Raw genomic sequence first — 14,281 nt, forward strand, 5'->3', positions numbered from 1 at the left:
CCCAAAGCCTCATTCTACCGTTAATATTTCACAGAGGCTGGAACCCAGAACCCCCATTCTACCGTTGGTCATTGAAAACTGTCCGGACTATTGTTATTCCGATATTTACATAACCGGGATGCTCCCCTTATCCAGGCACATTGATACCGGATAAAAACACCGATTTGGGAGAAAATAGCTACAGAATTGCGGTCAAAATTCCGATTACCGTACCCGTCGGCGAATCCAGCATTGTAGTGTCGAGAAAGCAGAAAAAGCGCTTCGGGCAGGGTATTGGAGATTACGAGACTGTCGAACTAGAAAGTAAAGAAAATATCCGTCTCGCTCCTACCTGCGTTGAATTGGCGCTGGTAACAGAACGCACGGGCGACAAAATCAACGTTATTAACCTCAAAGACCCTTTATCAACTGTTGAAACCCAGAACAGCGATAAATTGGCGGTTGCGATTAACATTCCTGTAGGCAATCCCAATACATCAGACCGACCTGAGTCGATCGCGGCTACTAACAGTGCTACCCGCGCCTACGTGACTCTGCGCGACACCGGTCGCGTTTCGGTAGTGGATTTGATAGCGCTGCGAGAAATAGACACTACTAAGGAAACGGAGACTGTCGATGCGATTAGCTTGCCCTCTGGAGCCAGACCACAAGCTATTGCGATCGACAAGAGGGATAATTACGCTTACATTGCTGACCAGAGTCGCCCTAACATCTACGTCCTCGACATCAATCCGAATTCGGCAACTTATCATACCGTCGTCGAGACAATTGCGATCGATTCGCCCTCGGGATTGCAACAGTTAACAATTAACAGCGACGAACGCAAACTTTTTGTAACTGGTTCCGACAGAAACATTCACGTTGTTAACATCGACCCGAGCGATCGACCGACTAATTCGAGTTCTAATCCCCGCAAGTGGCGCGAACAGATTGGCAAAATATTAACTCCAAACGGAGCAATGGGAATAACTGCAACTTCTGACTTCGAGAAGATAACTTTTACCAGTGGCAATACTGCTACAGACGGCAGCGGTTTTGGTGTCTTGGAAATTACCAACAGCGACCCCCTGAGTTTTGCGGCGGAGGCACGCTACGCGAACTTGTCGCTGGGTAGCGATTCCGATTACTTCGATGTCAATGAGGGAGCGGCTGTAACGATAACGAAAGACGGGCAGTATGCGTTTGTTGCAGGGCGCAACAATAGGGGAAACACCAACCCTAGCGATGCGCGCGAGGGTGGCAATATTGGCATTATCAAAAACCCGCTGACGAATCCTCGATTGGTGGCTGCAACTCGACCAATTCCGGGCAGTTTACCTAACAACGTAGCGCTCTCTAGCGATGGTAAACATTTGATTGCTTCCTATCCCACTTTAAATTTGGGAGGCAGTGCCTACATTTTCGATGTGGAGGAAATGATTAAGGCAACAGAGAATCCGGGGAATTACAAGCTTGACGCCCGCGACAGGGGTGTGGGTAGCGTTGGTTTCGTGACTAACACTGAGCGAAATGCGACTGTTGCTGACCTCGCCCGCGTACCGATTGATGATATCAACCCTCTGGTAAGTATTGCGGCTGACTACGAAATTACCGGGGGAAATTGGATTAATAACTTTACCTTTAGCGTGCCGTCAGGTACGAACCGGGCTCCCATTGGTATTGGCGGCAATCCGAGGGGTTTGGCAATAGCGAGCGCGCGAAATTGGCTGGAATTAAAAGAGCCGATCGGGGATAGCAAAAATGATAGCAATCCTTTGACTCCTACTTTTAAGTGGGATTTGAAGGGTGAGAATGAATTTTGCGGTCTTCCCGGTTTTAATCCCGGTACTGATGTCGATGAGGTCAATCTTTATGTGAGTGTTTTTCCCGAAAGGGAAGGCTTGCTGCCGGGCGATCGGTGGTCGGGTTTAGAGAATCAGACTACCGGGCAGGATTACAATCCAAATCGAGTTCTGACAGCTCGATGGAGCAACGGTAATTGGACTTGGAATGGTGTCAATCAAGCGGGTTCTCCTGAAGAGTTTACTCTTCCTAATAACCGCATATTGACTGCCGGTCAGAAATATCACTGGGCTGTGGAAGCCGAGACGAAGAAAAAGGAAAAAACAAGTGCTTTTGGCGAGTTTAAAACCTTACTTCCCGCTCCGATAGCTGGCACGAATACCTTCAGCAGCGTTACGGTATTAACGCGGGGTATCGAACCAGAAAATAAAGCAAATCCCGAACACAGCCAACTAATTGACAGCCAACTGAATGGAGTAGCAAAACACATTTACGATGCGGGCGGTGCCGTTAAAAAATACAACCCGGCTATTGGCAAGTGGCAATCAGTCAGTCCCCAAGGAAACGACTGGATATTTAATAGCAATTCTCGCTCTCCGGAAACTGGCAAGCCATTAGTCCTGCTGGCTGATTGGATGGGGGGAATCGAACAGCAAAAACTTTATAATTCAGGATTTGCTGAAGCAGCAGCAGATAGTTTATTTGCTTCAATGGTACAACTCGATTTGGAGAAAGGCGGTTCTGTCGGCAGCCAAAATCGCCTCTATGACAGTACGGGTAAATTAATCCGCACTCAAGGCAGTGTTTTTAACTCGCCGTTACATTTTGTTGGTTTCGGTCAGGGGGCTGTAGTTAACAGCGAAATCGTTCAACGTTTGGGTACGTTTTTCCCTAATGCTGGCGGTACGAGTCCTGCAAATCGCGACTTGCAGGTGACGAGTGTTGACCCTTACAATTACGGTGCTAATTCTTTGTCTGGGACTTACCTTAACATTCGCGACCCGGAAATCAGAGTGTGGAATAATGTCACCTATGCTGACAATTACTACCAAACTAATGGAATCGGGAATACTCTTAACGGGCGGGTACTTTCTGGAACGAATTGGAAGTCAGATAGGAATGTTTCGCTTAACAATCTGGCTGGTTTTACGGATAACGGGGCCGGTGCTTCCCATCGGGCGGCAGGGGCTTGGTATGCGGGAACGGCTAATCTCAGTGAAAGCCGACTGCCATCAGAAAATGGCGATCTGATTTACCGCCGCTTGGGAGATTTGTCAGCAAATAATATCACCGATGCGGCTAAGACTTGGTATACTTCCGACCATACCAATGCTAATTTTACTGAGGGTAATGGTGATACTAATGCACCTTGGGAAGGAATCGGTACGGGTTGGTTTCATTCGGTTTTAGGGGGAGGTTCTCAACTGCGTCCCTACGATTTTGGGGGCAAGAAAGGTAAAAATGACTTAGGTAATTTTGAGAATTATCTGAACAATAATCGGGCTGCTGTTTCCGAGGATAATACTTACTCGGCTAGAATGCGGGGTGATTATGCGGTTCCGACTTTGTTTAATGGGAATTTTGATGCGATCGCTTTCAGGAAGACGGATCATGCTATTCCTGGTTGGTCTTTGTACAGTGGTGAAATTGGCGTCGATCGAGACGTACCGCAACAATATTTGATAAATCTCAATCAGATTTCTCAGATAGACAATCCAAGCTTGTACGAACATCTACAAAAATTGGGTACCGATCGAAGTCAGCCCAACTATGCGCTACAACTAGGAGGTGCTGGTGGGCTAACTGAAATCGTACATAATCCCTTTGTCGTGCCGGATTGGGGAGTATTGCGCCTGGATCTTCACGTTCCAGAGTCATCTTTGAACAAAGGTGGAAGACTCAATCTCTATCTGAAGGAAGTAGGTTCGCCAGAAAATGTCAAAATCGGAGAAATTTCTTTAAAATCTGCTAACCCCAAAAAGGAGGAAGCTACCCGGACTAGCTTGACTGTGCGGAATGCTGCTGATGAGACTCGCAAACCCTATGACGTTAGTATACCCGCCGACTATGGCTATGATAAAGATACCATTGGTTATGGCTCGTCGGGGTTGGAAACCTTTCACTTTGATGTGCCCGCGAGTTTGAGAGGGAAAGTGGCTAAACTCGAATTGAAGTTGGAAGGCACTGGCGACAATTCAGTTTATATGGATAACGTCTTTTTCAAGAGTGAGGTACTCAAATGGGGTAATCCTACTGAGGCGAGAAACGATCCGCAATTTGAAAATAACTTCTTGATTGAAAAGCCTCAATACACCCTTTCTTATAACCTCAGCAAAAACACCGTTAATTGGGTAGGTTGGAAGTTGGATAAAACTTGGTTGGGGACTGTTAAAAGACCGCGATTTTTCGGCTTTGCCCAAGACCCGGAATTAGTAAAAACCGGCTGGTATTCGGTAAAAGATAGTGACTATGATGCGCTTTATCTCAAAGATAGAGATGGGCAAGTAGTGGACAACAGAAAAGGCGTTCGGTATGCAGATGGGTACATAGATTTTGAACTTAAGGAAAACGGTAACTACGTTCCTATCCTCGAAATAGATCGGGGTCACCTGGCTCCGGTTGCTGATAGAAGCAGGACAGCTAAGGATCTGTATGCCACTTTCTTAACGACAAACTTAATTCCTCAAGAGAGCAGTAACAACCAGGGAATTTGGGAGGATACTGAAGGCAAAATCAGAGGTGTAATTAGTTCGCCTAACTCAAGCGGCCTAGAAACCTATATGTTTGCTGGGGGATATGGATACTACGACAATCCCAGCCAACGTCCCTATACGGGGATCTCGCAGAATTCAAACTTAGATCCCCTCATTCAATTCCCAGTCGGTCTGTGGAAAGTAGTTATGACAAAAGACAAAAATACCGAACTCCCTCAGTATGCTCACTATGGTATCTATTTAGGTAACGACGCAAGAAGTGGGTATCAAAAACGAACGATCCAAAACTTGGAAGATTTGCTCAATGGAGATTTGCCAGGTGTATCTCCTCAATACCAATTCTTATCTAATCTGCCAGAGTCTCCAGGCAAAGAACGGATTAAGAATATAATCTTTGAACGCTTGCCGTAAACGAATGATTTAGAGATTTATTCCCCAAGTCGGTCAGAGGGTCAGCTCCAACATTTATTGACCCTCTAACGCTCTAGCTATCTAAAAAATAGAACCTGTCGTAGAGGCATCAAAAATCTTCATTTTCTCCAACTTAGCATCCGTAAAATTACATCGAATAAAACTCGATTCTATCGCCCCAGCTTTGCTAAAGCTAGCCTTGGTAAAATTGCAATCGATAAACATACATTGTTGAATACACCCTCGATTCCAGTTAACATTGCTAAAATTGCACCTCTCTTTGGGAGAACAAAAGCTGGAGATAGCTTCCCTCATATCAGCCCCTCTGAAGTCAACGTCAATACACTCACCAGTGGATACATCAGCGCCTCTAAGCTTTGCCTGTTGCAGAACGGTTCCCTTTAGACTAGCATCGCCCAAGTTCGCCCACTCTAAAATGGCTTTATTCAAGTTAGTTTGATGCAATTGGGCACCGCAAAGGATAACTTCTTTCATGTTAGCTCCGCTCAGGTTAGCTTCATTGAGCCTCGCCACCTGCAATGTAGCTCCATTTAAGTTAGCTCCACTCAAATTGGCTCCCATAAAATCAACAGCTTCCAGGTTAGCCTTTTCAAGATTAGCGCCACTGAGATTTATACCGCGCAGGTTGACTCTACCAATTTGAGTGGTTTCTTCAATCTGATATCGTTTGATTAACTCGTCAGCGTAACGTCTACCCAAGAGAATGCCACTTAGGTCAAGACCTACAAAGTCTCTTTCTCCCGCAGCATATCGTTTCATTAATTCTTCTGCATCCATATTTTTCAAGGATTTAAAAAGGATAATTATCCGAGGATTTTAATTATAGCAAATGCTCTAAAAACACCCCTACCCCCTTCACCAATCATGGTCGCAAAACTCGATCGCAGTCCCATCTTCAAGAGCCAAATGAAAAACCCGGTAACATTGCCACAGGCTGGAGAAACAAGGATTGGAGTAAGATTGACGATCGCACTCAACGTCCTGTCTGGTCTTTGGAAGAAATAGAAAACGAGATCGGCTACGATCTATTCCCTCTTCTTCCTCAAGAAATAAAAAAAAATATCAAAGATATCAAGTACATTTTTCCAAAGCAAAAATCTATTGGAGATACTTGGGATAGCCTTCCTTGGAAATCAAATCCACCGCCACCTCCAGAAGACCCTACAGATCCAGAAGAGGAATCTGAGGAACTTGAGAGTGAATAATTGATAGAGGTTTTCCGATGAGTGTAATGTAGCAAAAAACCAGGCTTCTCCAAGAAGCCTGATTTTTTATCCCCACTTTGTATTGTCTGGATCTGAAAATTTTTATATTAGCTCATTGGATTGTTCAGGCATACAATTATCATTGCGGATACTGCCATCGGGCATGATAGTCTTACATAAGATAGCTTCTTCAAACCCTTTCCCCATCAACCTAATCCTCTGTGTGAGGAGAGTAGGTTCTGGTTGAGCCCCCTTTAGATTAGCATTGCTGAGATTGGCTCCTTCAAACGAAGTTTCATCGAGAACTGCACCGCTGAAATTGGCTCCAGTTAGGTCAGAATTCCAAAACCCAGTTTGATGCAACTTGGTATTACTTAGATTCGTGCCAATTAGAGTCGCTTTTTCAAAGTAGGCTTCAGTGATATCTGTATCGCTGAGGTCTGCTCCATTGAGGTTAGTATTTTCACAGTTTATTCCTGATAAAAAACCACTTTTTAAATTGACTCCACTGAGGTTGGCATCAGTTAAGTCAGTATGACCTAAGTTGGCTTTTTCTAAGCAGGCATTACTTAGATTGGCTCCACTCAAGTCAGCCCCTTCCAACCAAGCTCCTTTCAAGTTAGCATCACTGAAGTTAGCATTAATCAACTGAGCACCATCCAAGTGAGCCTCGCTCAAGTTAGCATTGCTCAAGTTAGCGTCGCTCAAGTCAATACAATCCATGTTAGCATCGCTCAAGTTAGCACCACTCAAGTTAGCATTCATCAACTCAGCAGAAATCAAGTTAGCACCACTCAAGTTAGCATTCATCAACTCAGCACCACTCAAGTCAGCATCTGTTAAATTGGTCTTGGTGAGATTGATATCAATAAGCTTGCTTTTCTTCAAATTGGCATTGCTCAAGTCAACCTCAGCAAAGTCTCTCTCGCCATTGGCATACCGTTCGAGCAATTCTTCAGCGTTCATAAATTATCTATTTAATTAGTTTAACTTCTGAATTATAGTACAATTATCCTTTGTTTTGCTAGTCCTATCCGATCGCACTCCACCTCCTAGTCGCGCTGGTGCGGTTAATTATCAAGGGGATATTTAACGCGGATTTGTATTAATTTATCTGACGCCTATCGACACAGAAATATGATGAATATTCAAACGGAGGGTAGATATGTTTTCAGCAATGTTTAGCATTTATCGCTCTGGGCAATTATCGTTTCGGATCGTTCCATCTGGCATGACAGTATTGCACAAGGTAGCGTCTTCCCATTCTCCGCAAAGATTGATTGTTGTATTTGGGCCATATTCAGGCTCTCCTCTAGCTCCCATCAGATTAGCATTGCTAAGATTTGAGCCGTCAAACCAAGTTTCCTCTAGAATCGCACCAGTGAGGTTTGCTCCAGTAAGATCTGAATTAGTAAACCCTGTTTGATGCAACTGGGTGTTACTTAGATTCGCGCCAATTAGAGTTGCTTTATGAAAACTAGCTTCAGTGATATCTGCATCGCTGAGGTCGGCTCCAGTGAGATTTGTGTTTTCACAGTTGAGGCGAGATAAAAAACCATTTTTCAAATTAGCTCCACGCTCGGTTGGCATCAGTCGCGTCAACATAGTGCAAAGTTGCATTTTCTAAGCAGGCATTACTTAGATTGGCTCCACTCAAGTCAGCCCCTTCCAACCAAGCTTCTTTCAAGTTAGCACCACTAAAATTAGCATTAATCAACTGAGCGTCACCCAAGTGAGCATCGCTCAAGTTAGCATTACTCAAGTTAGCATTAATCAAGTCAATACAACGCAAGTTAGCATTGATCGAGTTAGCATTGCTCAAGTCAGCATTACTCAAGTCAGCATAACTCAAGTTAGCATTAATCAGATTGGCATTGGCGAGATTGATCTCAAGGAGATTTGCCTTGTTCAAATCGACACCGCTCAAATCAACCCCAGCAAAGTCTCTTTCTCCACTGGCATACCGTTCGAGCAATTCTTCAGCGTTCATAAATTATCTATTTAATTAATTTAACTTCTGAATTATAGTACAATCATCCTCTGACCTGACTCCGAACGAAACAGAAATATGATGGATATTCAAACGGAGGGTATATCTGTTTTCAGCAATGTTTAGCATTCATCAAGCTGTACAATTATCATTTCGGATAGTTCCATCTGGCATGATAGTTTTGCATAAAATCGCATCTTCAAACCCTTTTCCCATGAGCCTAACTCTGTTTGTCATCAGACTAGGCTCTGGTTGAACCCTCATTAGATTAGCGTGGGTGAGATTTGAACTATCAAAGGAAGTTTCGTCCACGATCGCACCAATAAATTAATATTACCCAAAGTCAGGACACGGCAGTGCCGTTTCCCTACAATTAATCGGGCGATCGTTACATCTGGTACGATCGCGATAGATTATTTTGCGGCGCAAGAAACGGCATTGCCGTCTCCTCCGTTGCTTAACAGTCAACCGTCAACCGCCAACCATCAACAATCAACTGACTAAAACTGAGATTTAGGCGCTACTCCGTCGCACAGACGCCGATCGCGATCGCTCACATTAGGATTAGTTCTGAGATAATCCCCCACCCAATCGCAGCCCCTCACCAGCAAATCATCAAGATCCAAATTCCACAAAATTACCCGGTTATCCTTGCTAGCAGAAGCCAGAATTTTCCCATCCGGGCTAAAACTCAAGCCCATCACACTATCCTTGTGACCGGTCAAAGTTTTCAGCAACGTCCCGCTGCGGCTCCACAACTTCACCTTATGATCGTAACTGCCCGAAGCAACCAACAAACCGTCCGGGCTAAAACCCACGCTAGTCACGCTGTCGCTAGAACCCTTCAGCAGCGTCGCTACCAAAGTTCCGTCCACCTTCCACAGCTTCACCGAATTGTCGTAACCAGCCGAAGCCAGCATTTTGCTATCAGGGCTAAAAGCAACCCCCAACACAAAACTATTGTGAGCCCCTTCAAAAGTCCTCAGCAAACCACCGTCCCGATTCCACACTTTGACAGTACCGTCATCGCTTGCAGAAGCCAACATCGTACCGTCAGGACTGAATGTCACCCCAGTCACCCAGCCTTTGTGTCCCGTCAAAGTCTTAATCAACCTGCCGTGTCTCGTCCAGAGTTTCACAGTCTTGTCCTTGCTCGCCGAAGCAATAATCTCGCTGTCAGGGCTAAAATTCACGCTCATCACGCTGTCGCCGTGTCCTTCGAGGGTAAACAGCACAGAAGGCGAACACGGGAATAGCGGCGCCGAAGGACAAGGGAGACTATTACTCGTCGCATCTTTGTTCAGACTCCAGACTTTCACCGTTTTGTCGTAACTCCCAGAAACCAGTAGCTGTCCGTCGGGGCTGAAATTGACGCTGGCGACTCTCTGAGTGTGTCCTTCCAAGGTTTCGAGCAAAATCCCCGTGCGGCTCCAGAGTTTGATAGTTTTGTCCGTAGAAGCAGAAGCCAGCTTTTGACCGTCGGGGCTGAAAATAACGCTTTGCACCCGGTTTTGGTGTCCGTCGAGGGTTTTGAGCGGCACATCATCGAGCCGCCAAAGTCGGACTGTTTTGTCAAAACTTGCTGAAGCCAAAGTTTTGCCATCCGGGCTAAAACTTACCTGAGTAACTCGATCGGCGTGTCCCTCAAAAGTTCTGAGCAAACGACTGTCCGGTTTAATATTGCTAGCATCCGTTGGGCGTTTGTCGCCAACACCAGCCAGACTCCAGAGTTTGACAGTCCCGTCTGCGCTTCCAGAAGCAAGTGTTTTACCGTCGGGGGAGTAACTGACACCAAATACCCACTTGCTGTGTCCCCGCAAAGTTGTTAGCAGTTCGCCCTTATTTGCCTTGGCTGATTTTTTTCGGGCTGGGTATTTTATGGCAGCGATGCTCCAGATTTTGACCGTTTTGTCTTCACCGGCACTGGCGAGCGTTTCACCGTCGGGGGAAAAACTGACCGTGTAAACTTTGGAGGGTTTTTTGTTTTCGCTGTGCCACAAATTAGCGATTAACCTGCCGTCAGCATTCCACAGTTTTACAGTGCCGTCATCGCTCGCCGCAGCGATGATTTTACCATCGCGGCTGAAGCTGATCCAATTTATGGGAGCTGGTTGTGCGATCGTTTGCAGCAACGTACCGTCGGTTTTCCAAATTTTGATAGTTTTGTCTGTGGATGCGCTGGCGATCGTTTGGCCGTCCGGGCTAAAAGCAACGGTGGTAACGCTATTAGTATGTCCCGTTAAAGTGGTCAGCAAAGTGCCGTCTGTTTGCCAAATTTTGACAGTTTTATCTAAACTTGCCGAGGCGATCGTTTTATTGTCGGGACTGAAAGTGACACAGGAGACGCTGTTAGTGTGTCCTTTGAAAGTAGCCAGCAAACTGCCGTCGCGCCGCCAAAGTTTCACGGTTTTATCTACGCTAGCAGAAGCTATTGTTTGACCGTCTGGACTGAAAGCCAAACCCCAAACTACGTCACCGTGTCCCTCCAAACGGTTGCGTTCTTTGACGCCATAAACTGCTTGCTGGAGGGCAGCAGCAATCAGAATTTCCGTGTCTTTGAGAGTGTGCATTTCTTTGGAGCGTTCTATCTGTCTCCACTTTTTACCCGCTCTCAAACTTTCTAGCATGGCGTCAAATTTGTTGTTTGAGAAATAAAGAGCTTCAGAAGCTGCTGTGAGGGTACTAATTTCGGCTCGCTGAGTTTGAGCGACAGCTAGCTGTTTTTGACCGACTGCCCGCCACCAAAAGTTGACGGCGGCGATCGTGGAACTCGTTAGCAATAGGACGCCGATCACTGCTACTCCTAGCATTTGTTTGAGAAAAGTATTGGCTCGGTAGAGCTGTGCTTGACTCATCTTTTTGTCGGCTTCTGCTTTGTGGAGTCTGGCTTCTAAGCCAAATCTTTGGCGGATCGGCCGCACTAAATAGTCGTGTACCAATTGATAGCGGTCTTCGGGCGATTCCCGCAGCAGAAATAGCAAACCGTGACCGACTAAAATGTCTAAAATCAAGTCGAGGTTGTCGGTTTTCTTTTGTCCGCTTTCTGGTTCTTTTGCGAACTGTCGCTGTAGGGAAATTCTTCCTCTGCTGCCGATCGCCAATAATTCACTTTCGCCCCCATCTGCCGGCTGCTGGCCTGTCACTAAGGACAGTTCGTGTTTGGTTTTAATCAGCCGAACGCCTCTTTCATCCGTCAGGGAAAACAATATTTTCCAAGCTGCGTCTTCGTTAACCAGGCCGCAGTCAGAGATCACTCCTTCGAGCGATCGCTTCACTAATTCTGCTTTGGGATTGGCGCCCAATTGCTGGTATTGTGCTAGAGTTGTAATACCTTCTTCTTGCAGTTGCGCTCCCACTACCTGCAATTCGATCGGTCTCACTTCTTGCAGTTCGTCTGCTAAATCTTCCACGAAGGCATCGATCAGTGCCGGTTCTAAATAATATTCTGCCCGTTTCGTTAAGTGTCCGATCACAGCCCGCGCGTCTTTCATTGAAAAACTGCGTAGTTGGTAGCGGATGCTTTTGTCGAGAATATTATTGTTAATGGCGTCGAGATCGGGGAAGCGATCGCAGTCGAGCAAATAGTGCAAGTAATCTTCGCGCAAGCACAGAATTATCTTGACATAAGGTAGGTTCAAAAACAATCGCAAAAAGTTATAAAAAAGTTGTCTTTGTGCCACCGAAGTCGAAACAAAGAAAAATTCTTCAAATTGGTCGAAAATCAGCACAGTTAACAAATTATTTGTGGCATTTTCGCGTAACTGCTCTATAATAAAAGAAGAAGTTTCCGAGCCGCGTTCTGGAGAAATAGAGCAACTGCTTTTGTGGATTTCCTTTAGTCCTTGAGCGATTAATTGCGTTTCATCTTCGGCTTGTTTGTCGTACAGCGCTCCGTTCAAAGCGTTTTCTAATTCCACCAGCCAGTCGGTGTAAACTTTGATAACTACTGGCAAGGCATCGCGTGCGCCCGGAGTAATATTTTTCAAAGCAGGTACTAAGCCGGCGTTGACTAGAGAACTTTTTCCGACTCCGCTGGGCCCGTGAATAATAGTTAATTTATGATCGTCCCTGCTAATTCTTTCGAGCAATTTATTGATATCTTTTTGGCGGGAATAAGCTGTCATTTCCGCTGCGATCGCAGCTTGATTTTGAGCTGAGGGGCTCGAAGGATTGACAGCTTGACGCTGCTGTTGCAATTGGCTGGCTCCGATAAAAGCTCTAAATCCGTATTGATACTCGATCGATCGCTGGGTTTTTTTAATCCGGAAAGCTTTGAGATACTCTCCCTGCTCGAAATAAACCGCTTGGAGTTCTGTCAAAATATCGATGTAAAGTCGGGGATCGTACTTGGGTTCGCTTTGATTTTGAGCTAACTCCAAAGAATGAACCGCCGCTTCCCACTGGCCTAGCTCCCGCAAACTGCGAGCTAACAGTAAAAGATACGAACTGCGATCGGATTTGGGATGTTGGATTTTAGATTTGGGATCGTTACTGAACTCGTTAGTACCCACGAATTCTGGATAATTTCCCGCAAATCCCAATCTCAAATCTTCAATCAACAATCTTAAATCGTTAGGTGTTTGATCCAAAATCGCCAAAGCCAACTCGGCTAGCTGGCGGGCTTGAGTCCACCTGGACTCTTGCAGGGCAACTTCAGCCAAAAACCCGTAATCTTGAGCTAATTGGCTGGGAGTACCGTAGGTGAAGTGCAACTGCAAAGAATTTTCAGCTAATGCTTGCAACTCTCCCCAAGCTTTGAGGCGTTGCAGTACCTCTCCGAGGTGTGCTGTCACCTCAGCTACCAATTCTGGGCGATCGGCAAGGGAGAAAGCGTTTCTAGATTGTTCCAGGCTAATCCAAGCTTGTTCCCAGTGGTGGCGGTTGGCTACCGGATTTCTGGCTGCTTGCAATCTGTGACACAGGGCTATGTGAAATAGCACTATGCCTTCTCTCTCTAAAAATAGGATGTTGGGGACAGGATTCGACAATGATGAGCAGAGGGTCGATCGATTTTCGGCATATTCCCAGTTTGCCAGTTCCCAGTTGCCGGTTTGCTGCTGCCAAAATATTAAGCTTTCTTGGTAATGAATTAATGCTGTTTCGGTTTGGTCGCTGACATAGTAATCTCGACCCAGAACGAATTGCAGGCTGGCTTTCAGGGCGGGTTCTAATTCTTGACCGCGATTGTGTAAATCTCTTAAAGCTAATTCTAGTTCTCGGCGCGACAAAGAGCCGATCGCCAAATCGAGGGTATTGCCCGGACTCAAAGGCGAATACGAGTGGACATCTAATTGTCGTCCGTTTTGGAGTTGAGAGTTAAAGGTGAGAAAGCGTTCTCCGGAGCTAATTTGATGCTCCTGGGCTGGTTTTTCCCAGTCGGTTTCGCAGGTGCAAAAACCTGGTCGGGTGCCTGCTGTACTGCTGCCGAGTTCTTGATTTATTTCGCCTACTTTAAATATAGTATCGGCTTGCTGTGCCAAGAAATTAATTAATTCGTCAACAGCCATTTCAAATTTAATGGTGGCGGCGGCCCAACTTTTGAAATCCGGGGCCAGACGAATCATTTTGGTCACAATGTCATCTGTTACCCACAAAATCACCGGACAGGAAAAATTTTTGCGAAATTCATCTCGCACTTGATTGGTAGAGGCCATCAATTCGTCGATCGCTACTACTGTTTCTAAACCAAATACCATCAAAGCTGAGGCAGAACCTACAGCCGAAGCCCCGTTCTGAAGCGTGTTTGCCTGGAGGGTAGTGTAAAGGGTTTTGACGGATGCTGGCAGGACGAGATCTTGAATTGGAACTGCGGACATTTCTCGCAGCCGCTGCGCTATGTGCTGCCGCAACTGCTCGTAGTTGCAGCGCACCAAAATTAGCGAAAATTGCTGCTGAGACATGGCGATGGATCTTACCAGAGTTTTGAGCGATCGCTCGTTGTAGCTGGCGGTTTCTTGTTGTTTAAGTAGATCGGTCATGCGTGCACCCCTTTTGCAGAAATCAATTACCTAACGATTGCCGATCGTGACGGAAACAGTATCTACCTAGAGATGCCCGTATCTGTCTGGCGCTTTATATCTGTAGGAATACGTAGTTTTTCGTACTTCTCCTATGAATACTTACATAGTCATCAGGTTTAATCTAAAAACATCATAGCT

General features: G+C 45.8%; 7 protein-coding genes. 2 read left to right on the forward strand and 5 right to left on the reverse strand.

What is annotated here, in order from left to right; all coding sequences use genetic code 11:
- The first annotated feature begins 140 nt into the window (after positions 1-140).
- Positions 141-4,907, forward strand: coding sequence for a DNA/RNA non-specific endonuclease (locus QZ938_RS26670; RefSeq protein ID WP_293354514.1), 4,767 nt, complete (start codon positions 141-143; stop codon positions 4,905-4,907).
- A gap of 81 nt (positions 4,908-4,988) precedes the next feature.
- Here QZ938_RS26670 and QZ938_RS26675 read toward each other — a convergent pair whose 3' ends face one another.
- On the reverse strand, positions 4,989-5,705 hold the full coding sequence (locus tag QZ938_RS26675; RefSeq protein ID WP_293354516.1) for a pentapeptide repeat-containing protein: 717 nt from the start codon (positions 5,703-5,705) through the stop codon (positions 4,989-4,991).
- A gap of 215 nt (positions 5,706-5,920) precedes the next feature.
- Between QZ938_RS26675 and QZ938_RS26680 the strand changes: the two genes are divergently transcribed.
- Entirely contained in the window at positions 5,921-6,133 is a 213-nt protein-coding gene (locus QZ938_RS26680; protein WP_293150080.1) for a hypothetical protein, read from the forward strand.
- A 102-nt stretch (positions 6,134-6,235) separates the two neighbouring features.
- On the opposite strand, the gene QZ938_RS26685 is transcribed toward QZ938_RS26680, so the two are convergent.
- The 4 genes from QZ938_RS26685 to QZ938_RS26700 all read right to left on the reverse strand — a co-directional run bounded on the left by QZ938_RS26685 (position 6,236) and on the right by QZ938_RS26700 (position 14,101).
- Positions 6,236-7,099: a pentapeptide repeat-containing protein gene (locus tag QZ938_RS26685; RefSeq protein ID WP_293150082.1), complete on the reverse strand. Its 864-nt coding sequence runs from the start codon at positions 7,097-7,099 to the stop codon at positions 6,236-6,238.
- A gap of 222 nt (positions 7,100-7,321) precedes the next feature.
- Positions 7,322-7,723 (reverse strand): pentapeptide repeat-containing protein, encoded by a 402-nt coding sequence (locus tag QZ938_RS26690; protein ID WP_293150084.1) that lies wholly within the window; start codon positions 7,721-7,723, stop codon positions 7,322-7,324.
- Positions 7,701-8,123, reverse strand: a complete 423-nt coding sequence (locus QZ938_RS26695; RefSeq protein ID WP_293354518.1) for a pentapeptide repeat-containing protein — start codon at positions 8,121-8,123, stop codon at positions 7,701-7,703. Before QZ938_RS26695 ends, QZ938_RS26690 begins: the two co-directional genes overlap by 23 nt.
- Positions 8,124-8,623: 500 nt before the next feature.
- Positions 8,624-14,101, reverse strand: coding sequence for an AAA family ATPase (locus QZ938_RS26700; RefSeq protein ID WP_293150088.1), 5,478 nt, complete (start codon positions 14,099-14,101; stop codon positions 8,624-8,626).
- Between the last annotated feature and the right edge of the window lie 180 nt (positions 14,102-14,281).

The organism is Microcoleus sp. CAWBG27 (assembly GCF_020883145.1).
Taxonomy (GTDB): domain Bacteria; phylum Cyanobacteriota; class Cyanobacteriia; order Cyanobacteriales; family Microcoleaceae; genus Microcoleus.